We start from the raw sequence: 24,120 nt of genomic DNA on the forward strand, positions 1-24,120 counted from the left end.
ACGTGCAATACCGATTATCTACATATTTTTCAGCTCTAGTTTTGATTGCTTTATGTGCATCTTGTAGTGTTGAAAAGTACATTCCAGAGGGAGAACGTTTATATACTGGCGCTGAAATTATCATAACGCCAGATAGCACCATCACAAATCAAAGCTCGCTACAGACAGAGCTTGAAGGCGTCTTACGACCTACCCCTAATTCTAAAATCTTAGGAGGTTATCCTTATTTAAGTGTTTATTACAAAGCACAACGTGAAAAACCAGGAGTAATTAATAAATGGCTTAATAAAAAGATAGGAGAGGAGCCTGTTTACCAATCTAATGTAGAGGAATTTGAAGTAGAATCATTACTACGTAACAGACTAGAAAATCGCGGATTTTTCTATAGTACGGTGAGTTCACGCTTTCGCGAAAGCGAGACAAAAAAAAGAGCCTCCATCATCTATGATTTGAAAGTCCCTACGCCATACCGCATGGAGACGTATCAACTTGATACATTATCACCGCCTATTTATAGAGAGATGATAAGCACGGTGGCTTCCTCACCGCTTGAAAAAGGCATGAGATATGACTTGTCTAATCTTAAACTTGAGCGCGATCGTATTGATTATCTCCTTAAAAGAAAAGGATATTACAACTTCAATCCTTCATTTTTAATATTTGAGATAGATACCAATCAATACAGCAATAAGCGTTTTGATATGTTCTTGAAGATTAAGAAGGATGTTCCTAATAAGGTCATTGTTCCTTACAAGATAAGCAAGGTAAATGTATATCCTAATTATGCCCTAAAAGACTCTTTGCAGTCTGATGTGGTTCGTTATGACAGTTTGAATTTTATTCAAGAAGAGCTTTATTTTAAACCTAAATACCTTGCGCCATTTGTGCAACTTGAAGAAGGGCAGTTGTACCATCCAGATGTATCCCGCAATACGGCAAGACGCTTGTCTACTATAGGAGCTTATAAATTTGTAAATATCCAGTATGACGAGATTGATAGCTTGCGCACAGATAGCTTGGGTATTCTTGAGGCAAATATTTATTTGTCGCCATTAAATAAAAGAGCCATACGAGCAGAAGTGCAAGCAGTGACCAAATCAAACAACTTTGCTGGACCAGGACTAGCATTAACTTATAGCAATAGAAATCTTTTTAACGGTGGAGAGATTCTTAATATCACAGGATCTGCAGGATACGAAGTACAACTAGGAGGAGGTGAGTCATTAAGTAGTATTGAGCTAGGTCTGGCTAGCGAACTCGTATTTCCAAGAGTGATTTTTCCTATTGATATTTCAACAGATTTCTTTGAATATAATATTCCAAAAACGGTTGCAGCACTCGGCGTGGATTATTTGAGTCGTTCTAAATTATACACCTTATTATCTGGTAATGTAGGATTTGGCTATGTGTGGGATGCAAATAAATATGTCACACACCGTATTAATCCTATTTCTGTGAGTTATACGAGACTCTCTAATACCACGACAGAATTTGAAGATATACTCACTGAAAATCCCTTATTAAGACAGAGTTTTGATCAGCAGTTTATTGCAGGACTCAATTACAGTTTTACCTATAATGGGATGGTAGACGCGCAAAAAACACATCAAATCTTTTTTAATTCTAATTTTGAACTTGCAGGTAACGCCGTTAGTTTGCTAGGTAAAGATGATGCAGACACACAAAACAAGACATTCATAGGACTGGAATATGCGCAGTTTGCAAAGCTAGATGTAGATTTTAGGTATCATTTTAATATGGCAAATGAGCAGAAAATAGCAACGAGACTCTTTGCAGGATATGGGTATGCGTACGGCAACTCAGAGATATTGCCATTTGTAAAGCAATACTATTCTGGTGGTCCATATAGTGTGCGTGCTTTTAGAATACGCTCTTTGGGTCCTGGAACATCTTCTGGAAATCAATCTAGCGGAAACTTCTTTGACCAAATAGGAAACATCAGGCTAGAAGCAAATGCAGAGTACCGTTTTCCAATTTTCAGTTATCTCAAAGGAGCCTTTTTTGTAGATGCTGGAAACATATGGAATAGCACAGAAAATGAAGATCTTGAAGGTAAAGATAAGTTCACCTCAGATTTTATCAATGAATTAGGAATAGGCGGTGGCTTTGGGCTTAGAGTAGATGTTCAGGGCTTTGTGATTCGTTTTGATCTCGCAGCTCCTTTTCACGATCCATCATTACCGGAGGGCGAGCGATGGGATTTCAAATTTGACGAACCTATTTTCAACTTTGCTATTGGATATCCATTCTAAAACAATCTCGCTTTCGCGAAAATGTGAAACGATTTCCTATTAGAATAAGATCACATCACAGCCAGCGGATTTTTATAGTACAAGAATTATCAAACCAACAGACCAAACAATACATACTTACCTTATTTTTGAGTTATGAATCAAACTGACCAGAAGATTTACATTATAGGCGCTGGAATAAGCGGCCTTGTTGCAGCTATTAACTTAGAGAAAAAAGGCTACGCACCCATAATTATTGAAGCTACAGATCGCATAGGAGGACGTGTAAAAACTGATATTGTAAAAGGATACCAGCTAGATCATGGTTTTCAAGTGCTACTAGAAAGCTACCCGAAAGCCAAAGAGTATCTTGATTACAACAAACTTGAATTACAGTCCTTTTTACCTGGAGCTACTATTTATAAAAATAGAAACTCGCAAACTATAGGAGATCCTACACGTAGTCTCAAAATGCTTATCCCGACTATGAGCTCATCTATAGGCACACTAGGGGATAAGGTTAAGATCTTAAAGCTTAATAAAAGTCTTAAGAAGAAATCACTGGAGGATATTTTTGAGGAAGAAGAAACAACCACTTTAAAGTATTTGCAAGATAAAGGCTTTAGTAAAGCGATGATAACAGATTTCTTTAAGCCGTTCTTTAGTGGAATATTTTTAGAATCTTCACTAGAAACATCTAGTAGGATGTTTGAGTTCGTTTATAAGATGTTTGGTACTGGTATGGCAACATTGCCAAAAGCTGGAATAGGAGCAATACCAAAACAATTACAAGAACAGCTAGCTACTACTCAGATTAGACTAGACACCTCCGTTAAGGAAGTCTCAGGGCAAACAATCACATTGGAAAATGGCGAGGTTCTAGAGAGTGACTACATCATCATTGCAACAGAAGCAAGTCATATAGTTCCCAACCTGAGAGGTCAAGAGACTCCTTGGAAATCATGTGTAAACTTATACTTTGAAGCAGATGCTCCCAAAGACCGTAAACCACTCATTGGTCTTGTGGCAGATGAGAATACAAGAATTAATAACATATTCTATCACGACACCTTAGAAACAGCTACAACTGGTCCCAAAAGTCTATTATCTGTTACCGTAGTAGATGATAGCGATTTGAGCATAGAAGCGCTTATCGCTATGGTATCGTCAGAGCTTAGTACTTATTGCGGTATAAAAGGAGCTACTTTTCTCAAATCATATGAAATAAGAAAAGCATTACCCGAGCTTAGCAATCTCCGTAACAATTGCGCGCCATCAGAAACGCAACTTACCAATAACATTTTTCTTGCTGGAGATCATTTATTAAATGGTTCATTAAATGCAGCAATGGTTTCTGGGGAGAGAGCAGCAGAAGGTGTAATCGAAAAAATAGAAGGTCTTCTAAAGTAATTTTAGGAACCTAAATTAATACCTGAAAGAGGCGATGATTTTATAATCATCGCCTCTTTTTTGTTCGATACATTCTGGATGTAGAACTAGTAAGTTTCGGAATATTCTAAAGCAGAATAGTGAGCAAAGTGGACTTAATTTTTGAATCCTCAGACTCAATAAATAATGCTTGTTTAAGACTTTTGTTTAGCAAATCAATGGTAAATGAATCATCATTAATTACTAACTATAGATGTTGTCTATATAGAGTTTAAAATAATATCAAAAGTATTAAAATCAATTAGTTACATAGTATTTGTAAAGTTATTGTTTAATTATAAAGAATAGCTATTTAAGATTGGTATCAGAGATTTTAAGTTAATTTATGATGATAACTGCATAGTGGAAAGAGTAGTCCTTTTGAGGATTTTGATTGCTGAATTAGCTTAATTTTTAGACAAGACTAAAAGACTAAATTCATCATATATGTGAGATTATTGTGTTGCCTTTTTAAGCTTTCGCGAAAGCGTAATTGTTATCATTTAGAATCTTTGCCGACTCATTCTTTTTTGATGTTTTACTCAAACTCAACGAGCTTATTAATATCTTTAGAGTGTAAAAATTTACTATGACTGGAGCTATCCCAAAACAACATTACGACCTCATTTGTGTAGGCGGAGGAATTATGAGTGCAAATCTGGCGTTACTGGCCAAGATGCTAAAACCAGATTTGAGCATCTTAATTCTAGAACGACTTGGAGATGTAGCTCAAGAAAGTTCGGCTGCTTGGAATAATGCCGGAACGGGTCATTCTGCTCTTTGCGAACTCAATTATTGCCCGGAAGAAAGTGATGGTTCTGTATCTATTGATAAGGCAATTAAAATATGCGAACAGTTTGAAATCACAAAACAGTTCTGGGCGCATCTCGTAGAAGAAGGTCTAATAGAGGATCCTCAGGCATTTTTAAAGCCTATAGCACATCATAGTTGGGTGACTGGTGAAAAGAACGCAGATTATCTAGAGAAGCGTTATGAGGCGTTTAAAGATCACTTTATGTTTGATACTATTGAGTTTACTCGCAATGTATCAAAAATGAAGGAGTGGTTCCCGCTTATCATGAGAGAGCGCACAGAGGATGAGGTAATGGCAGGATCGCGCATAGATCGAGGGACAGAAGTTAACTTTGGCGTTCTTACAAAGCGATTATATGAGATTCTAGAAACAGAATTTGATACTCCTGTTCATTTCCATAAAGAAGTAAAGGATCTCGATCCGCTTGAAAATGGGAATTGGACGGCAATTACAAAAGATTTAAAAACAGGAACTAAGCAATCTATAGAGGCAGATCATATATTTATAGGTGCTGGTGGTGGTGCTTTGCTATTGCTAGAAACTGTTGAAATAGAAGAGAAAGATGGTTTTGGAGGCTTCCCTGTAAGTGGAGAATGGCTTGTTTGTAAAAACAAGGAAATCATAGATCAGCATTATGCAAAGGTTTATAGCAAAGCAGGCGAGGGCGCACCACCTATGAGTATGCCGCATCTAGATACAAGATACGTAGATGGGGAGCGACAATTAATGTTTGGTCCTTTTGCTGGTTTTAGTCCTAAATTTTTGAAGGAAGGATCTAATTTTGACCTGCTTGATAGTGTTACTTTTAAAAATATACCTTCTATGCTAGGTGCCTTCTGGCACAATCTAGATTTGACTAAATACTTGATAGGTCAGATCACCATGAACTTTGACGACCGCATGAAAGATTTACGCACCTTTATAAAAGATGCCAAGAATGAAGACTGGCGCATAGAGGTGGCTGGACAGCGAGTACAGACTATAAAACGAGATGAATTTGCAGGAGGGAAGCTTGAATTTGGCACTCAAATCGTAAGCGGATCTGATGGGAAAATTACTTGTTTACTTGGTGCATCGCCAGGAGCGTCTACAGCGCCTAGAATTATGCTAGACGTACTAGAGAAAGCCTTCCCAGAGATTATGGAAACAGCTGAGGGTAAACAACGATTAAGCGAGATTGTACCTAGCTACAAGCAGGAGATAACCAAGGAGCACTTTAATCAAGAGTTAAAACGAACGTCTGCTTTATTAAATTTAGACTAATTGCAAAAAAAGGAGATTTATAAAATAGGATTAGGAGGTGGCTGTCACTGGTGCACAGAGGCGGTGTTCCAGTCCTTGCGTGGTGTTCAGACTGTAGAGCAAGGATACATTGCTTCAGAGGGAGAACACGCTTCTTTTTCTGAAGCTGTTATTGTGCATTATGATAGGAATGTTATACCTCTGGAGGTATTAATTGAAATTCACCTTCTCACGCATAAGAGTACAAAGATGCACAGCATGCGAGATACATATCGATCTGCGGTGTATGTTTATGATGAGGAGGATAATGCTTTCGCGAAAGCGGTATTAAAAACATTACAAAAAAGCAGCGAAGAGAAAATAATAACTGCCGTAATACCTTTTAAAGACTTTAATCCTTCAAGAGAAGAGATTACAAATTACTATCAGAAAAACCCAAATAAACCCTTCTGTGAGCGTTACATATCACCTAAGCTGGGGGAACTTAAGAACACGTTTGCTCACAGAATGGTCGATTTTTAATGGTGCGAGTGCACGTCTATCGTGATAGGTTTCATCTTTATCACTCCTGTGCGGTGCAATACTTTCATAATTACATAAGTAACATCAATCTCATACCAGTGTATCCCTCCAAAGTTAGGTCTAGCCGCAAATTTGTGATGGTTATTATGATATGCTTCACCCATCATTAAGAAGTCAAAGCGAAATAAATTTTTAGAAGTGTCCTTAGTCTTGAAGTTTGTGTACCCTAGAATGTGACCAAACCAGTTGATAATAACTCCATGTATAGGAGCCATTGCAAAGGCAACAGGTAATAATAACCATTGCCACCAAGCTGTTGCAAACACGGCAAAGAAAGCGATATATAAACCTACCCAAAGTAAGCGTGATAAGCGCGAGCTAGCGAAGTTGTCAAAACTCTTCCACTGTGGTACGTTTTTCTTAAACTTAGGATCTACCTCAATACGATCATTATTTATATCTTGATAAATAGTCTTAGTCTTCCACATCATTGCAAATAGGTTTGCATCATAAGAAGGGGAGTGGGGATCTTTTTCTGTGTCTGTATAAGCATGATGCATACGGTGCATAATCCCATAACCATAAGCACTTAAGTAACTTGGTCCTTGAAAAAGCCAGGTTAATATAAAAGTGATTTTTTCTGTGGTTTTAGACATTGTAAATGTCTGGTGAGCTGCATATCTATGGAGAAAGAATGACTGAAAAAATAACCCGCTATACCAGAGGATTACTATAAAGAATATTATAAGCATTTTTTTTTACAAAGGTACTTTCACAAATGATGCCAGACAATGAACCTGTATCAAGTAATACGCTTGCGTATGCGGCTTAAAGCCTGTGGTGTCACGCCTATGTAAGAGCTTATATATTTAAGCGGAATTTCCTTAAGTAACTGAGGGCGTTCTTTAAAGATGCTTAAATAACGCTCTTCGGCAGTTTGATCTAGGAGTGATTGTAGTCTTTTTGATTTTGTAATAAAAAGATTTTCGGCAGTGAGTCTGCCTATAAGATTGCCTATAGCAGTTTTCTCGTAAATTTCTTGTAGATCTTTATATGAAACGCTCAAAATCACAGTGTCTTCGAGGGCTTGTACAGAGTGATCAGATGGTTTTTGAACTAAAAATGAATCGTAGGCACTCACAAACTGGTTTTCAAAGCAGAAACCAAAGGTGATTTCTTTATCTGATGATTCCTTTGGTATAAATAAACGTACAGAACCTTCCTTAATAAAGGAAATATAGTTTTCTGTTACACCAGCTTTAAGAATGGTTTCTTTCTTTTTGAAAGTGCGCTCTACAAGCTTTGACGTAAAAAGTTGCCAATCTATATCAGATACGGGAGCAAACTGGTTTATATAGGTGCGTATTTCGTCCAAGATGGTTTATAAATAAGAGTAAAGATACTACTCAAGAGCGCAGTTTACTTGAATAAATTACAAATTCTATTGTTGTTTTATTTAAAAATAAAGATATACTCCGCATGCATAAAATAGCTAAGTTCGTAACTTATAAATTTTAAACTATTTAAGGCCTTATAATGAAGAAGGAAACCTATCTAGCTATTCTCGCTTTTTTCTCTATTTATGTTTTTTGGGGATCAACTTATCTGTGGAATAAAATTGTAGTAAGCGAAGTTCCTGCATTTATGCTGGCCGGTTTACGTTTTACAACTGCGGGTCTTATTATATTTCTAATAGTAGGACTAAGCGGTAAATCACTTAAAATAACAAGAAAACAACTGCGTAACTCTGTACTTGCTGGTTTTTTCTTTCTCGTGTATGGTAACGGAGTTTTTGTATGGTCACTTAAGTATGTGGATAGCGGATTTGCCGCGCTACTAGCAGCATTACAGCCGTTGTCTATTCTTTTGTTAATGCGTATCGTTCAGAAAAAGGGATTAAAGCTCAAATCAATTATTGGTGTAGTTTTAGGTCTAATAGGGATGTACTTACTGGTTTCTCAAAGGGAGATAGCGATGCAAGAAGGAGCAACCCTAGGAATTATAATGATATTTACCTGTATTTTGAGTTGGAGTATAGGGAGTTTGTTTGTAGCGCAAGCAGATTTACCTAAAAACTTTTTTATTACTACTGGTTATCAAATGGTAAGTGCTGGTATTTTATTGTGGACATGGAGTTTCATTATAGGAGAAACATGGAGCTCTCCGGTAGATTGGAGTTCGCGCGCACAGATATCTATGGTATGCCTTATTGTTTTTGGAGGAATAGCGGCATTTACTTCGTTCAATTACTTACTTAAAAATGTTTCAACAGAAAAAGTGGCAACCTCTGCATATATAAATCCTGTTGTTGCTTTATTCTTAGGTTGGTATTTTCTAGATGAAAATGTAACTACTCAGTCTATTATTGCAGCATGTGTCTTGCTAAGCGGTGTATATTTTATAAATAGCGTACGTAAAAATGATAAGACGCAAACAAAGAAGATGCGTTTTAGAAGAGGTAGGGTATAACCGCACTCTTTCTTGGAAACAAAAAAAGTCCCATCGTGTAGATGGGACTTTTTTTTACTTGAAATCGTCTTAAGACTTTACCGTCTTTTCAATGTTCTCTGCAGTGATATCAATAACATCTTCTGCATGATCTATATTTCTATTTACGGAGTTCTTAGCTTTGGCTGTCTCACGCTCTAAAGCATTTTTTAAGCTTGTAAGTTTTTCAGACACTTGATCTTCAACTTCATTATAACTTTCTTTTAGAGTGTCTCCAGCTTTTCTTGCTTTGTCTTTTAAAGCTGCTTTCTCTTCAGGAGACATTTTCTTGTATTTATATAATCCTAAAGCTCCTGCTGCTACAGCGATTAGTCCTAGTATACCTTTTGTGTTATTATTCATAATTAAGTGGGTTTGATTGTTGTTATATAAAGATAATGACTAATCTGAGCTAGCAATAAAACTATGATTAGATTGTGTTTTAATTAATACATTTTTGGCAATAAACACCTGTTTTTTAAGAACTAACAAGTGGGAGGTGTATGCTATTTTTTGATTTTACGCTTTCGCGAAAGCATAAAAAAAACGACTCAATAAGAACCGCTTTTAATTACTATTAAGCTACTGCCGCATTACTTGCGTAGTAGTGAAGTATATTTTTATAAAATGCCATGTTAGTTGGCTTATTGCGAATACATGACTTTAAGAATTTTTCTAGATTATCAAACGCTATAGTCACTTCGGCACCTTTTTTTAGTACATCTATTCCTAAGCAAACGCTATTTGTATCAATATCTAAAACAACAGATGATGCATTAAAAAAATGTTTGATCAATGCAATGTGAAGCTGTTGAAAGCTAGCACTACGTTGAAATCTAAAATCTGTTGAGTATTCAATTAAATCATTGAGACTTTTTAAGATGGTATTGTTTGAGTGTTGCATAGCTTTTGATGTTTTTGGTTTCGTAAATTTAAAATCTAAAGTGTTAACAAAAATCTAAGGCTGAACGTTTTATAAATAGTTTAACGATAAATGTAATAATGGTCTGTTGTCCAGAACTATTAAAAATCCTTTAAAAACCTATGCAATTTAAGTTTGTTGTAATGCGTTTAAATTAGTGGTAATTATTTTATTTACAGATATTTATGCAGGCGTTCATTACGAGTTGTAAATTACTTTATTGCTATCGTGCTTCTTAAAGACTATATTTTTATTTCAAAAAAATATCTTAAAGGAATTGTGTCCTATTGTAGTACAGTAAATGACCTTTGATGCATTTTGAGTTATAGGATATAAATTGATGATTGTAGATTGTGGCACCATCTTTGTTTATCACTAAGTATTAATAAATTAAATTATAATACAATGAGTAAAGGAACAGTAAAATTTTTCAACGACACTAAAGGTTTTGGATTCATAACAGAAGAAGGAGTTGAAAAAGACCATTTTGTACACATTTCTGGATTAATCGATGAGATTAGAGAAGGTGACGAAGTGGAGTTTGACCTTAAAGAAGGTAACAAAGGATTAAATGCAGTTAACGTAAAAGTTATCTAAGTTATATATACTTTCAATTAAGAGAAAAGCCCGTCATAACTGACGGGCTTTTTTTTTGTTTACTCTTAATTTATAGTGTCCTTGCTATTAACTTTTTATAATTTATTAAATTACATTAAAAAGAAGTACTTTCGCGCTCTGATAAAAGCCCTGATTATGAAGAGAATAAATGAATACAAGAAACTCTTTGGAGTTGAAAAAGAAATTGATCTTAAAATGCTCAAAAAGAGCTACCGCAACCTTGTAAAAGAATGGCACCCAGATAAATTTCAAGATGGTGATGCAAAACAAGAGGAAGCAGAGATACAAAGCCGTCGCATTATTGATGGTTACCACTTTCTAGTAAGCATGGCACCAGAGACCAAAGCTGCAAACTTAGAAGCTTACACAGAGACGATAACAAATGCCGCTATCGCAGATTACCAGCACAAAGGATTACTACTAGAAATCACATTTACAGATGGGACTACTTATGAGTACTTTGGAGTTACGAAGCCTATTTATATTAAAATGGTAAATGCTGGAAACCTTAATCGTTTTGCAAAGCGCAATATTTACCCTAAGCATAACTACCGTAAGTCTAAAAGACACTTACAAGAAGCATAAGATTACTACATCCTTTTACTGAGATAGTCATCGTACATTACAGTAAATAGGAGATTATTATTTAATTAATATTGAGACTATGACAAGTACTTTCACAGCATTAGGTGTAATGGATACTATCCAAGAAGCCTTAAAATCACTAGAGATTACTTCTCCTACAGATATACAGCAGCAGACTATACCTGCAATGCTCACGTCTAAAAAAGATGTCATAGCGCTCGCACAAACTGGGACTGGGAAAACGGTAGCCTTTGGGGTACCGTTATTACAGCTTATAGATCGCACTAACCCAACTACGCAAGCAGTTATTCTTGTACCTACAAGGGAATTAGGGCAACAAATACAATCTAACATTGCGGCACTTGCTGCACATCTTCCTGAGGTAAGCACTGCCGTTTTTTATGGAGGTGTACCTGTAAAAGATCAGATAGAACGACTTAAGGAACCTGCTCAAATTATTGTAGCAACACCTGGACGTCTTATAGATCTTATGGAACGCCAAGCTATCAATATCACGCAAGCCAATTATCTTGTGCTTGATGAGGCAGATGAGATGGTAAGCTCTCTTAAAGATAGTCTAGATACGATTGTTACTGCTATGCCTAATAATAGAAGGACTTTTCTATTATCTGCTACCATGCCAGGAGCAATTAAACAAATAGTACAGAATTACCTTTCTAAAAACCCAATAGAAGTTAGCGCCGAAATGGCAACCCTAGGTAGTCAGAAAATTACACATGAATATGTAGTTGTTGAGCCTATTGAAAAACTAGATGTTTTAATGCATTTCTTGAACTCAAGAATAGGGCAGAGAGGTATCATCTTTTGTAAAACAAAAGCAGCAGTAAACAAACTAGCCAAAAATCTAGCGATTAATAAATTTTCCTCTGGTGCAATCCATGGAAGTTTGAGCCAGCCTATACGTGACCGTATGATGGGCCAGTTTAGAGAAGGGCACATTGACATTCTTGTAGCAACAGATCTTGCTGCTAGAGGTATTGATGTGAAGGGTGTTGAATACGTAGTAAATTACCACCTTCCAGAATTTTACGATATGTATGTACACAGAAGTGGTCGTACAGCTCGTGCTGGTGCAACGGGATATGCGCTTACTATTTTACAAGAAGAGGAAGTAAAGGAGATTCCTGAGTTTGAACATGAGCTTGGTATTTCTTTTTCCGCTTTCGCGAAAGCGTCACCACAACAAATTGAGGATAATAATACGGTACTTTGGGCCAAGAAAATCTTCAAAACGAAGCCTAACAGAGAAATTGCTGCGGAGCTAAAAGAAAGCGTTCACGCAGTGTTTCATCACTTGACAAAGGACGAACTTATTGATAAACTTATGGCAGAGCGCATTGCATCTGCTCTTAAAAGTATCGAACCTAAGGCACTTCCAAAAAAGAAGAAGAAAAAATAAGTTTTAAAGACAAGAAGCTGTTGTTTTCTTCTGTTAAGTCGGTTTAAGTATCCAAATTACCATAGCTTAGCTTTTACATTAGTAATTTCATATCTTAAAATGATGAAAAAACAACTACTCATAATTGTTCTACTGTTATCTTACGGCGTTTCTTTTGGACAAGAAATCACACGTGATAAGTTTAATGACTCTTTACAGGGCTTGCCTTCATTTTCTAGTTACCAAGACAATTACTTTGTAACGGGCTTACCTACTAATAGAGATATAGATCGCAATAGCGCAGATGCTAAGTATCAAGTAAGTTTCAAGCAAATTATCTCGAGAGATTTACTTCCCTTCGAGTCTTATTTATACTTGACGTATACACAAAAGGCATTCTGGAATATTTATAAGGAGTCATTACCTTTTAGAGATGTGAATTTTAATCCGTCTATCGCGATAGGTAAAGCGATTTTCAATAAGGATAATCAATTAAGAGGTATAGCATCACTTGAATTTGAGCATGAGTCTAACGGTAGAGACAGTATATCTTCTCGCAGTTGGAATCGTATTACCGCTGGATACACAACACCTCTTTTTAAAAATACTACAGCACGATTTGAGCTCTGGTTGCCTTTTGGTTACCAAGAAAGTAATGCAGACTTATTAGACTATGTAGGAGTAGGGGAAGTGCATATTAATCATGAGATTAAGCATGATAAGCTCACGTTAAATCTTATGCTACGCAAAGGACTAGGTTTTGATGGCAGAGGTGTAGTGCGCTCTAGATTATATTACAACCCTTTTAAAACAAGTAAACTTAACCAATACATCATGCTTGAGTGGTATTTAGGTCAAGCAGAGTCATTACTTGATTTTCAAAAATCTAGTAGTATTATCAGACTAGGCTATGTGATTAAGAGTACAGAGTTTAATTGGTTTAGAAATAGAAAATAGAAGATTCTAACGAGACTAGTAATTGAGAAATTGTATCATTTTTTTATAATATAGATTCTTAATGATTATGATATAATCTAAGCCATCTGGAATTTAATTACATTTGAGAATGATAAAAAATCTTCTTTTTCTCCTCGTAATCGGTTTAATTTCATTTTCTGCCTCTGCTCAATCAGATGTACCTTCTCAACAATTTTGGGATACGCTCAAGGCGCATTGTGGTAAAGCATATCAAGGAGTACTTGAAAAACCTAAAGAAGATAAAGCCTTTGGAGGTAAACAACTCACTATGCATGTACGTTCTTGCAATGAAAACGAGATTAGAATTCCGTTTTTTGTAGGTGATGATAAGTCACGTACGTGGATACTTACTATGAATGACGGTATTATCTCATTAAAACATGATCATCGTCATGAAGATGGCAGCGAGGATGATGTAAACTTCTATGGAGGTACTGCTAGTAATGCTGGAAAAGCTAATATTCAATTTTTTCCTGCAGATGTCCACACACAGCAAATGATTCCGGGAGCAGCGACTAATGTATGGTGGATCACCGTAGATGAAACTTCATTTACATATAATTTAAGAAGACTGGGTACAGATCGACTATTTACAGTGGTTATGGATCTCACAAATCCTATAGAAACTCCAGACGCACCTTGGGGATCAGAAGATTAATTTTAATTCTTACATTGATTGTATCCAGATTAAAAGTATAACATTATGAAAAATCTCATTTATTCGGCAGTCATTGCTGTTTTGGTAATTTCTTGCAATACTAAGAATGACGGTCAAGACGAAGCTCAGAAAAAGCAACAAGCCATCGCCTTTGATGGAATAGATACCTCCATTGCGCCTGGGGATAATTTCTACAATCATGTCAATAAAACATGGTATGATAATGCCGTTATTGCAGATGATCAAGTAGGAGTAGGGGCTTACAGATTTTTAAATATTCCGCAGCAAGAGTTATTAAAGAATATCTTAGAAGAAGTCTCAACAGAAACACATATCAAAGGTTCTGTAGAGCAACTTGTAGGTGATTTTTATGCTTCTGGTATGGATACTTTGAGTATTGATAAACGAGGGATTGAACCTATGAAACCTATTCTCAATCGAATTGAGTCCATTAGTAATGTTTCAGAGATGATGCACTTTGTGAGCACGCAAATTATGAGCGGAGATTATTCAGTAATAGCTCCTTACATATCTCCAGATCAAAAAAATAGTAAGATTAATATTTTGCATGTTGGTCAGACTGGTTTGGGATTACCTGACCGTGATTATTATTTCAATGAAGATGGCTCGTCAAAAGCAATTCAAAAAGCTTATAAAAAGTACTTAGCTACACTATTTGAATTAGTGGGTGAGGATAACGCTTTCGCGAAAGCGGAAACAGTATACAGCATAGAAAAACAACTTGCTAGCGCTCATAAAACACGTATCGAGCGCAGAGTCATAAAGGATAACTACAATAAGTTTTCAGTTGAAGATCTAGCGGCTAAACAACCTGCTATAGGTTGGTCAAAAATGCTAGAGAACTTAGGAGCAAGCGTAGACTCGCTTGACGTTAGACAGCCCGCATATTATGATGCATTAAATAGCATGTTATCAAGTGTGCCACTAGCGGAATGGAAATTATATCTAAAAGCACACTCTATAAGCAGTCATGATACTATGTTGAGCACTCCTTTTCAAGATGCGGCATTTGCTTATACTAAGGTGATATCTGGACAGTCTGAGCAACAATCTCGATCTAAACGTATGGTGCGCAATGTAGACAGGCAAATTGGGTTTGCATTAGGACAATTATATGTTAAGCGTTACTTCAATGAGGATGCAAAAAAGAGAGCACTCGAGCTTGTAAATAATTTTCAAAGCGCACTTGAAGTTCGCATTGAAAACCTAGCATGGATGAGTGATAGCACTAAAGTAAAAGCTAAAGAAAAGCTATATGCCATCAACAAGAAAATAGGATATCCAGATGTATGGCGCGAGTATAATGTGTCAATCGACAAGGAGCAGTTTTTTGAAAATGTAGTAGACTTGCGTAAAGATAGTTATGACTACGAACTTAAACAATTGAATAAAGCGCCTAATCGTGATGAATGGGGTACAACTCCATCCACTGTTACAGCATATTATAACCCATCTCTTAATGAAATAGTGTTTCCTGCAGGAATCTTACAGCCGCCTTATTTTGATCTTTATGCAGATGATGCTGTAAATTATGGAGGTATAGGTATGGTAATAGGACATGAGTTTACACATGCTTTTGATGATCAAGGAGCGCAGTATGACAAAGATGGAAATGTAACAAACTGGTGGACGGATGATGACTACACAAAATTTAAGGCAAAGACGCAGCAAATTATCGAGCAGTATGATTCTTTTACCGTTTTAGACAGTGTGCATCTTAAAGGAGCACTCACAGTAGGTGAGAACACTGCAGATAATGGCGGAATCGCAATTGCTTATGATGCTTTTAAAATGACGGAGCAAGGAAAAGATACTATCTCTATAGGCGGATATACTCCTAATCAACGTTTTTTCATGTCTGTAGCTCGCATATGGAGAGTAAAGACAAGAGATGAGTATTTGCGTAACTATGTTGCTACAGACCCACACTCACCACCTATGTGGCGTGTAAACGGACCATTAATGAACTTTACGCCTTTTTACGAAGCCTTTAATGTTACTGAAGGACAAGAGAACTTTAAGACCGAGGAGCAGCGTATACATATCTGGTAAAAAAATAGGGTATGCTTTCGCGAAAGCATACCCTACATTATTTCGATTGTAATTCTTATCTAAGCTTATTTTTGCTCACTTGGCACAATATACACATCATTAATATTGACACGCGCTGGCTGGCTTAAAGAGTAGTAAATAGCATTTGCAATATCCTCTGCTTCTAGCGTTGTCATTTCTTGCATTCCTTCCATCATTTCCTTAACGTCCTCATCTGTGATTGTCTCAGTAAGGCTAGTGCTTACTGCGCCTGGCTCGATAGAGGTAACATTAATTCCATATTCTGGAGCTAGCTCTTGACGTAGTCCTTCAGAAAACATCTTTACGGCGCTCTTTGTAGCGCAATACACAGCCCCACCTGGGAAATAGCGGTGTGCTGCCATGGAAGATATGTTTATGATATGGCCTCCTTTATTCTTTTTAAGTTCTGGTAAAACGGCTGCAACTCCATTTAATACTCCTTTTATATTTACATCTACCATTTGCATCCACTCATCTGTTTTGAGCTTTTCTACAAAAGATAATGGCATTAATCCTGCATTATTAATAAGGCCGTCTACTTTGCCATATTCTTTTACCACGGCAGCAACACCTTTATCAAAATCTTCTTTGCTTGTTACATCACCTGTTGCTACAATCGCTTTTCCACCATTATCTGTAATTGCTTTTTGTAGCTCTTGCAATTTATCTTCACTACGAGCCATTAATACCACATTTGCACCGTGTGATGCTAGTTTGTGTGCGGTTGCTTCACCTATACCACTTGATGCTCCTGTTATGATAATTGTCTTATTTGTAAGTTCCATAATTTTGTTTTTTTATAAAATTAAGTGGACTTTACAGCTTTACCATGGGTCTTAATGGTATTTTAAGAAGGTGATAAGAGTGTTTTAACGCATTAGAGCGTTGTAAAATGACAAGATGCAATTGATGATATAACGAGATACTTATATTTTCAAATAACTGATAATCAATACTTTTTATTGCTTTTTGGTGAGAAGCTCTTCTAGGATTTCCCAGACAGTTTCGGCAACAATCTCATGACCTTCTTCTGTAGGATGAATACCATCATTTTGATTAAGAGCTTTAATACCACCTACATCTTTTAAAATAAAAGGAATCAAGCTTATATCATTTGAGGTAGCAAGTTCTAAAAACATGTTTTTGAAATTAGATGTATACACTTCTCCAAAATTAGGAGGCAGTTGCATTCCAGCAAGAACAATAGTAGTAGACGGACTTTTGGCGCGTACAGCATCAATAATAGCTTGAAGGTTTTCTCTGGTTTCTTCTACAGCAACACCTCGTAAGCCGTCATTTGCACCAAGTTCTAGCACAAATACATCTATAGGTTGATTTAGTATCCAATCTATCCTGCTTCGACCACCTGCACTGGTTTCTCCGCTTAATCCTGAATTTATAACCTCATAATCTAAGTTTTGACTGTCTATTTTATTTTGGATGAGTGCTGGATAGGCATCATTTGTATCATCTAGTCCATAGCCAGCAGTAATACTATCTCCAAAGAAGAGTAGTGTGTTTTTTGAATCATGTACCTCTTCTTGAGAAACCGCTATTGTGGGCTCTTGTACAACTTGTTCTTTTGTCGCCGTATTACTGTTACATGAAGCGAAGGAAATCGACATTATAACAATACTAAACTTTGTGATAATGTATTGTAGCGACTGTGAGCTTTTTAAAGACCATTGTGTTAATTTTATAGAGAACATAATTAGTTGTATTTATTTAAGGAAGCATGTCAAAGATATTAAAGATAAGCGGGCTAGAAAAGACGTATACCAGCGGCTCAAAACAGCTCACCGTATTACAAAATATAGATTTTGAAGTAGAAGAGGGTCAAACTTTTTCTATCATAGGTCCGTCAGGTAGTGGTAAAACGACTCTGCTAGGTTTATGTGCAGGTCTTGACCAGCCTAATGCTGGTACTGTTGAGTTATGCGGTCATGACTTAAGTGCATTAAACGAAGATGAGCGTGCTGCATTACGTAATAAAGAAGTAGGTTTTATCTTCCAGAATTTCCAACTATTACCAACACTTACTGCCATAGAGAATGTGAGTGTACCTCTTGAACTTCAGGGAGACAAGAATGCTAGTACACGTGCAAAAGAACTACTGGAGCAGGTAGGTCTAGCTGATCGTATAGATCATTATACTTCCCAACTTTCTGGTGGAGAGCAACAGCGTGTCGCTCTTGCACGAGCTTTCGTAAATAAGCCATCGATACTTTTTGCAGATGAACCTACGGGAAATCTTGATGAAGAAACTGGCGAAAAAGTGATAAAACTCCTTTTTGAACTAAACAAAAGTGCCGGAACTACCTTAGTGATTATATCACACGACTTAGATCTAGCAAATAGAACGCAACAAATCTTACGATTAAAAGGAGGTCAAATTTTAACTAACGAACGCACCGCAGCATCTTGAATAATCCAAAACTAATCACTAAGGCAGCTACAAGTTGGTTGTTTAAAATGGCATGGCGGGATGCTAAGGCAAGTAAAGTGCGTTTGTTGCTCTTTATGGCTTCCATCATATTAGGAATTGCAGCGGTGGTTTCCATTCAGCTATTTAGCCAGAATCTTACAGAAAATATACAGCGACAATCTAAAACCCTCATGGGGGCAGATTATATCATTGACAGTAGACAAGCTCCAAGCGAGCGTGCTCAAGCTATCATAGACTCGCTTCAACCAGATGCATCAGAGGTGAACTTTGTATCTATGATTGCGTTTCCTAAAAATGGAGGAACAAAACTGGTACGAGTAAGAGGTCTAGAAGGTGATTTTCCATTTTATGGAACTATGCAAACTAATCCCGTAAACGCAGGAGCTAGTTATCAGGTTAATGGCGGAGCTCTCGTTGACGCAACTCTTATGTTACAGTACAATGTGGTTCCTGGAGATTCTATCAAAGTAGGAGCGATCACGTTGCCTATCATTGGGGAGTTAATATCTATGCCAGGAAGTAGTGCCGTATCAAGTTCTGTTGCACCGCCCGTAATAATCCCTAATCGCTTTATCGCAGAGACGGAGCTATTGCAGTTTGGTAGTCGTAAGGAATATCAATTTTTTTATAAAGCACCGTCCATAGATCTTGAAGCTTTAGAAAAAAACATAGATCCAATTCTCAAATTAGAAAATGCGGACATAGATACCCATACAAGTACCAGTGCGCGCTTAGGACAGCGATACGAGAATGTAGGAGCATTTCTCAACCTTGCAGCATTTATAGCACTTTTATTGGGATGCGTAGGCATCGCTAGTTCTGTAAATATCTATATCAAAGAAAAACTGAAAGCTATCGCTGTTTTGAAGTGCATGGGAGCATCTAGAAAACAGAGTTTTTTAATTTTTCTGATACAAATAGCTGGCATTGGATTAATAGGTGGAATCATAGGCACCATCATAGGCGCAGGTCTACAAGAGTTATTCCCTTATATCCTGCAAGAGTTTTTACCTTTTGATGTGACCATAAATATTTCCATACAGCCACTCATCATGGGAGTATTACTTGGTTTATTTATGTCTGTTTTATTTGCGCTATTACCACTTATTCGTATTTGGTATGTGTCTCCATTAGATGTGTTAAGAGTGACTGAAACATCTAATCAAGAAAGTGCAAAAGCTAGATTAGTGGTCGTAGGGCTTATTTTGGTATCACTGTATTTATTTTCCTTTTGGTTATTAAAGGATGGTTTATTCGCACTCGCTTTTGTAGGCGGTGTTGTCGTGACATTTGCTGTTTTAGCTGGAGTAGCAAGAGGTACGATGCTCATCGTTAAGAAATACTTCCCCAAGAAGGCATCATTCACCATGCGCCAAAGTCTGCTTAATTTATACCGACCTAATAATCAAACCTTAGTATTGATGGTAGCCATAGGTTTAGGCACTTTTTTAATAAGTACACTTTATTTTACAAAGGATATATTACTTGCCAAAACGGAAGTAGGCAACACTTCAAATAGTGCAAATATCATTACGCTAGACGTCCAGCCAGATCAAGTTGAGGAGGTAGCCACTACTTTCAAAACTAATGATTTACAAGTTATTGATAATATTTCGCTAGTGACTATGCGTATGCACAGTATTAATGGAATTCTAGTAAACACCTTACGTACAGATAGTACCGCACAAATACGTAAGTGGATTCTCAACCATGAGTTTAGAACTACTTACAGGGATGAGCTTATAGCATCAGAAGAAATTGTGGAAGGGGAGTGGATAGAAGCTATAGCACCTAACGAACCTATAAAAATTTCCATCTCTGATAATCTTGCAAATGATGCAAATGTGACTGTAGGTGATCCTATTGTTTTTAATGTGCAAGGAGTGCTTATGGAAACTACTGTGGGAAGTATACGCAAGGTTGATTGGGCACGATTACAACTCAATTTCTCCATCGTTTTTCCAAAGGGTGTACTTGAGAATGCTCCTCAATTTAACGTGTTAACTACATATGCAGATACTAAAGAAAAATCGGCGGGATTACAGCGGGATTTAGTGACGGCATTTCCTAACGTCTCTATTATTGATTTAAGACAGGTTTATAATGTGGTAGAAGATATCTTGAGCAAAGTCTCGTGGATAATCAATTTTATGGCATTCTTCAGTATTCTTACAGGGATCATCGTACTTATAGGTTCTGTACGTACGAGTAAATATCAACGCATTAAAGAAAGCGTACTACTGCGAACTTTAGGTGCAAAAAACAAGCAGATTCTTAAGATTTCGGCATTTGAATACTTTTTTTTAGGTGTTTTGGGTAGTTTAGTTGGGATCTTACTGGCATTAGTAAGTAGTTTAATGCTAGCAATATTCGTATTTAAAGAGCCATTTGTTCCATCATTTATACCCTTCTTAGTATTTCTGCCTGGCATCACGTTTTTGGTTGTATTTATTGGCCTTAGTAATATAGGAGGTGTATTGCGCAGTTCTCCTCTTGAGGTGCTTAGAAAGGCAGAGTAGGAGGTGTAGCACTATGTTCTATGTTTTTACGCTTTCGCGAAAGCGTAACCCTTCTATAGCAAACAAATTAAAGATTATCACACTTTACCGCATAAAAAAAGGTTGCCATTTGGCAACCTTTTTACTTTTTAGAATGAAATCAATTACTTGATGCTCTCTAATAATTTATCTGCTACTAGTTCTGATGAAGCTGGGTTTTGACCTGTAATAAGGTTTCCATCTTGGATTGCATATGCAGCCCAATCTTCTTTTTTAGAATAGATACCACCGTTTTTAGTTAGCATGTCTTCTACTAAGAAAGGTACTACCTCAGTAAGTTGTACAGCCTCTTCTTCAGTGTTAGTAAATCCTGTTACTTTTTTCCCTTGTACTAATGGGTTTCCATCAGTTCCTTTTACATCTTTTAATGCAGCTGGAGCGTGACATACGAAAGCAACTGGCTTGTCTTGACTATTGAATTTTTCAATAAGTGCGATAGATTTTGCGTCATTTGCAAGATCCCATAATGGTCCGTGACCTCCTGGGTAAAATACAGCGTCAAAATCGTCTGCATTCATATCTGCAAGTACTTTTGTATTTGCGATAAGGTTTTTTGCAGTTTCGTCTTTGTCAAAACGCTCTGTAGCTTCTGTTGCAGCGTCTGGAGAGTCACTACTTGGATCTATAGGTGCAGCTCCTCCCTTTGGAGTTGCGATTGTAATGTTTACACCTTTGTCAAGTAACGAGTAATATGGTGCAGCAAATTCTTCTACCCAAAATCCTGTTTTCTTTCCAGTGTCTCCTAGTTGGTCGTGTGATGTTAATACAAATAAAACGTTCATTTCTTTTTCTTTTTTGGTTTCTGTTGTTACTTCCGAAACTTTTTCAGAAGTTGTTTTAGTGTTTGATTCCTTACAGCTTGTTGCTGTGATAATAGTTAGCACAAGTGCTAGTGATTGTATAATCTTCATAATTGTTATTAGTAAGCCATTTTGACTATTTTCTCCACATTATCTGGAGTTAGTGATTGGTGTTCTCCTAATCCTTCCCAGCCACGATCTGTAAATCGCTTCGAAATTTTCTCAGCAGTTCCTTCGTAATCTTCTGTGTAATCTGAGAGCTTAGTATCTATTCCTAATTCTTTGAAGAATGCCTCTGTCTTTTCGATAGCAGCATAGGCTTTGTCATCTACACTACCTTCTGTGACGTTCCATACACGTTCTGCATATTGAGCAAGCTTCTCTTTCTTAGCTTCAAAATTGAATTTATAGTGACTAGGAGCAATAACTGCTAGCGTGCGTGCGTGATCTATACCAAACATTGCTGTTAGTTCATGACCAATGGCATGTACCGCCCAGTCTGTAGGCACTCCTTTTTGAATTAATCCATTAAGAGCCATGGTACAACTCCACATAAAATCTGCTGCGGCTTTGTAATCTGTTGGGTCTTTAATAACAGTAGGAGCTACCTCGATTAATGTTTGTAAGATACTCTCGGCAAAACGATCTTGTAAACGCGCACCTATAGGGTACGTCATATATTGCTCAAGAACGTGGGTAAATGCGTCTGTAAGACCATTTGCTAGCTGGCGTTCTGGAATAGAAGTAATAACCTGCGGATCTAAGATAGAAAATACTGGAAATAATCCTGGACCTCCCATAGCAAGCTTCTCTTGCGTTTCCTTTCTCGTAATTACAGATCCTGAGTTCATCTCAGACCCTGTAGCTGGTAGTGTTAATACTGTTCCAAAAGGCATTCCTTTCTCAGTTTTGATATTCTGAGTAAGAATATCCCAAGGCGTATCTCCTTCATAAAGAGCTGCTGCAGATAAAAACTTAGTTCCATCAATTACAGAACCACCACCCACAGCAAGTAAATATGTAATTTCTTTGTCTTTAATTACCTCTAACGCTTCCATAAGTACTGCATACTCAGGATTTGCAGGGATACCTCCAAACTCAGTAACATTTACATTTGATAGCGCTGTTTTTACTTGGTCGTAAATTCCATTTTTCTTGATACTTCCACCACCATATAATAATAGCACCTTAGCATCTGCAGGAATCTCTTCACTTAGCTTTGCAATCGTATCCTTTCCAAAGATGACTTTAGTCGGATTCTTAAATTCAAAATTGTTCATCGTACTTTTCTTTTTCTTTTTTCTTTCAATAATCTTTAGATCTTTACGACCATTTTCCCTTTGTTTTTACCTTCAAATAAATCAATAAAAGCTGTTGGGATACTTTCAAAACCTTCTACTACAGTTTCCGTGTAAGTAAGTTTACCTTCAGATAACCAAGTAGCCAGTTGTTTCATAGCCTCAGGAAATTTCTCTGCATAGTTCGAGACAATAAAACCTTGCATTAGTGCGCTATTTTTAACTAAAAACGGCTGTACACCCATACTCATTGGTATTTCTGTATTGTTGTACACAGAGATTGCTCCACAAATAATCATTCTTGCAAAACGATTAATATTTACGAGCACTGCGTCAGAGATGGGTCCACCTACATTATCAAAGTAAACATCTACACCATCTGGCGCTGCAGCTTTTATTGCCGCCGCCATATCATCTGTAGTGTTATAATTGATAGCTGCGTCAAAGCCAAATTTGTCTTTAAGCATTGCTACCTTCTCATCAGTTCCAGCAATTCCTACTACGCGTAGTCCTAAGATTTTTCCAATCTGACCTACAACACTACCTACAGCTCCGGCTGCACCAGAAACTACGAGCGTTTCTCCAGCTACAGGTTTTCCTATTTCATGTAACCCTAGAAAAGCTGTAAGTCCAGTCATTCCTAAAATACCTAGGTACGCACTTAATGAAGCTTTTGATGGATCTACTTTAAGCAATCCTTCTCCAGTGTGCACTTGAGCAGTTGCCCAATCTAGCATTCCCGAAACATAATCACCTTCTTTAAAAGCGTCATTATTAGATGCTGTTACTTTTGCAACTACACCAGAGTGTATAGGTTTACCTATTTCAAAGGGTGCAATGTATGACTTTGCATCACTCATTCTACCTCTTAAATAAGGATCTACAGAAACATATGCTGCTTCTACTAAGATTTCACCAGAACCAGCAGATAAGTTTTTTTCATCTGTAACAAATTCAAAATTTGATAAAGATGGTGTTCCTTCTGGTCTACTTTTTAATAATATACTTTTAGTCATCGC

22 protein-coding genes are annotated in these 24,120 nt (G+C 36.9%); 13 read left to right on the forward strand and 9 right to left on the reverse strand.

Annotated elements, in window-relative coordinates; genetic code table 11:
• The first annotated feature begins 2 nt into the window (after positions 1-2).
• From SJY37_RS12480 to SJY37_RS12495, 4 genes are all read left to right on the forward strand, one after another.
• A complete protein-coding gene (locus SJY37_RS12480) occupies positions 3-2,273 on the forward strand; it encodes a BamA/TamA family outer membrane protein (protein ID WP_379953147.1) in 2,271 nt (756 codons plus the stop codon).
• Positions 2,274-2,408: 135 nt separating this feature from the next.
• Entirely contained in the window at positions 2,409-3,662 is a 1,254-nt protein-coding gene (locus SJY37_RS12485; RefSeq protein ID WP_298325007.1) for an NAD(P)/FAD-dependent oxidoreductase, read from the forward strand.
• A 607-nt stretch (positions 3,663-4,269) separates the two neighbouring features.
• Positions 4,270-5,757 carry a malate dehydrogenase (quinone) gene (gene mqo, locus SJY37_RS12490; protein WP_298325009.1) on the forward strand — a complete coding sequence of 496 codons (1,488 nt, stop codon included), beginning with the start codon at positions 4,270-4,272 and terminating at the stop codon, positions 5,755-5,757.
• Positions 5,758-6,258, forward strand: coding sequence for a peptide-methionine (S)-S-oxide reductase (locus tag SJY37_RS12495; RefSeq protein ID WP_298325011.1), 501 nt, complete (start codon positions 5,758-5,760; stop codon positions 6,256-6,258).
• On the opposite strand, the gene SJY37_RS12500 is transcribed toward SJY37_RS12495, so the two are convergent.
• Together SJY37_RS12500 and SJY37_RS12505 are read right to left on the reverse strand one after the other, a co-directional pair.
• Positions 6,255-7,010 (reverse strand): acyl-CoA desaturase, encoded by a 756-nt coding sequence (locus SJY37_RS12500; protein ID WP_108878808.1) that lies wholly within the window; start codon positions 7,008-7,010, stop codon positions 6,255-6,257. The genes SJY37_RS12495 and SJY37_RS12500 overlap by 4 nt on opposite strands.
• Positions 7,011-7,060: 50 nt before the next feature.
• Positions 7,061-7,633: a Crp/Fnr family transcriptional regulator gene (locus SJY37_RS12505; RefSeq protein WP_379953148.1), complete on the reverse strand. Its 573-nt coding sequence runs from the start codon at positions 7,631-7,633 to the stop codon at positions 7,061-7,063.
• 161 nt (positions 7,634-7,794) lie between these two features.
• On the opposite strand from SJY37_RS12505, the gene SJY37_RS12510 reads away from it, so the two are divergent.
• Positions 7,795-8,727 carry an EamA family transporter gene (locus SJY37_RS12510; protein ID WP_379953149.1) on the forward strand — a complete coding sequence of 311 codons (933 nt, stop codon included), beginning with the start codon at positions 7,795-7,797 and terminating at the stop codon, positions 8,725-8,727.
• Between the two features lie 69 nt (positions 8,728-8,796).
• On the opposite strand, the gene SJY37_RS12515 is transcribed toward SJY37_RS12510, so the two are convergent.
• Together SJY37_RS12515 and SJY37_RS12520 are read right to left on the reverse strand one after the other, a co-directional pair.
• Complete coding sequence (locus tag SJY37_RS12515) at positions 8,797-9,108, reverse strand: YtxH domain-containing protein (protein ID WP_204161779.1); 312 nt, start codon at positions 9,106-9,108, stop codon at positions 8,797-8,799.
• 214 nt (positions 9,109-9,322) lie between these two features.
• On the reverse strand, positions 9,323-9,649 hold the full coding sequence (locus SJY37_RS12520; protein ID WP_379953150.1) for a hypothetical protein: 327 nt from the start codon (positions 9,647-9,649) through the stop codon (positions 9,323-9,325).
• A 423-nt stretch (positions 9,650-10,072) separates the two neighbouring features.
• Between SJY37_RS12520 and SJY37_RS12525 the strand changes: the two genes are divergently transcribed.
• The 6 genes from SJY37_RS12525 to SJY37_RS12550 all read left to right on the forward strand — a co-directional run bounded on the left by SJY37_RS12525 (position 10,073) and on the right by SJY37_RS12550 (position 15,978).
• A complete protein-coding gene (locus SJY37_RS12525) occupies positions 10,073-10,264 on the forward strand; it encodes a cold-shock protein (protein ID WP_108878812.1) in 192 nt (63 codons plus the stop codon).
• A gap of 156 nt (positions 10,265-10,420) precedes the next feature.
• Positions 10,421-10,870, forward strand: a complete 450-nt coding sequence (locus SJY37_RS12530) for a KTSC domain-containing protein (RefSeq protein ID WP_108878813.1) — start codon at positions 10,421-10,423, stop codon at positions 10,868-10,870.
• Between the two features lie 79 nt (positions 10,871-10,949).
• Positions 10,950-12,290 (forward strand): DEAD/DEAH box helicase, encoded by a 1,341-nt coding sequence (locus SJY37_RS12535; protein WP_298325037.1) that lies wholly within the window; start codon positions 10,950-10,952, stop codon positions 12,288-12,290.
• 99 nt (positions 12,291-12,389) lie between these two features.
• Positions 12,390-13,226 (forward strand): phospholipase A, encoded by an 837-nt coding sequence (locus tag SJY37_RS12540; RefSeq protein WP_298325040.1) that lies wholly within the window; start codon positions 12,390-12,392, stop codon positions 13,224-13,226.
• A 109-nt stretch (positions 13,227-13,335) separates the two neighbouring features.
• The gene (locus SJY37_RS12545) at positions 13,336-13,905 is read left to right on the forward strand and encodes a hypothetical protein (RefSeq protein WP_298325043.1); all 570 of its coding nucleotides are present in this window, start codon (positions 13,336-13,338) and stop codon (positions 13,903-13,905) included.
• 45 nt (positions 13,906-13,950) lie between these two features.
• Positions 13,951-15,978 (forward strand): M13 family metallopeptidase, encoded by a 2,028-nt coding sequence (locus SJY37_RS12550; RefSeq protein WP_298325046.1) that lies wholly within the window; start codon positions 13,951-13,953, stop codon positions 15,976-15,978.
• Positions 15,979-16,043: 65 nt separating this feature from the next.
• Here SJY37_RS12550 and SJY37_RS12555 read toward each other — a convergent pair whose 3' ends face one another.
• Both SJY37_RS12555 and SJY37_RS12560 read right to left on the reverse strand, forming a co-directional pair.
• On the reverse strand, positions 16,044-16,784 hold the full coding sequence (locus SJY37_RS12555) for an SDR family oxidoreductase (protein WP_298325049.1): 741 nt from the start codon (positions 16,782-16,784) through the stop codon (positions 16,044-16,046).
• 174 nt (positions 16,785-16,958) lie between these two features.
• The gene (locus tag SJY37_RS12560; protein WP_298325052.1) at positions 16,959-17,708 is read right to left on the reverse strand and encodes an arylesterase; all 750 of its coding nucleotides are present in this window, start codon (positions 17,706-17,708) and stop codon (positions 16,959-16,961) included.
• Between the two features lie 26 nt (positions 17,709-17,734).
• Here SJY37_RS12560 and SJY37_RS12565 point away from each other — a divergent pair, with 26 nt between their 5' ends.
• Entirely contained in the window at positions 17,735-18,424 is a 690-nt protein-coding gene (locus tag SJY37_RS12565; RefSeq protein WP_298325055.1) for an ABC transporter ATP-binding protein, read from the forward strand.
• Between the two features lie 47 nt (positions 18,425-18,471).
• Positions 18,472-20,964, forward strand: a complete 2,493-nt coding sequence (locus SJY37_RS12570; protein WP_379953364.1) for an ABC transporter permease — start codon at positions 18,472-18,474, stop codon at positions 20,962-20,964.
• A 143-nt stretch (positions 20,965-21,107) separates the two neighbouring features.
• Here SJY37_RS12570 and SJY37_RS12575 read toward each other — a convergent pair whose 3' ends face one another.
• Genes SJY37_RS12575 through SJY37_RS12585 form a run of 3 tightly spaced genes read right to left on the reverse strand, consistent with a single transcriptional unit; the run spans position 21,108 to position 24,117 of the window.
• Positions 21,108-21,914: a type 1 glutamine amidotransferase domain-containing protein gene (locus SJY37_RS12575; RefSeq protein ID WP_013752116.1), complete on the reverse strand. Its 807-nt coding sequence runs from the start codon at positions 21,912-21,914 to the stop codon at positions 21,108-21,110.
• A gap of 8 nt (positions 21,915-21,922) precedes the next feature.
• Positions 21,923-23,083, reverse strand: a complete 1,161-nt coding sequence (locus tag SJY37_RS12580) for an iron-containing alcohol dehydrogenase (protein WP_379953151.1) — start codon at positions 23,081-23,083, stop codon at positions 21,923-21,925.
• 35 nt (positions 23,084-23,118) lie between these two features.
• Positions 23,119-24,117, reverse strand: coding sequence for an NADP-dependent oxidoreductase (locus SJY37_RS12585; RefSeq protein ID WP_379953152.1), 999 nt, complete (start codon positions 24,115-24,117; stop codon positions 23,119-23,121).
• Positions 24,118-24,120: the final 3 nt, after the last annotated feature.

The sequence above is a fragment of the Dokdonia sp. R78006 genome (assembly GCF_042466145.1).
Taxonomy (GTDB): domain Bacteria; phylum Bacteroidota; class Bacteroidia; order Flavobacteriales; family Flavobacteriaceae; genus Dokdonia.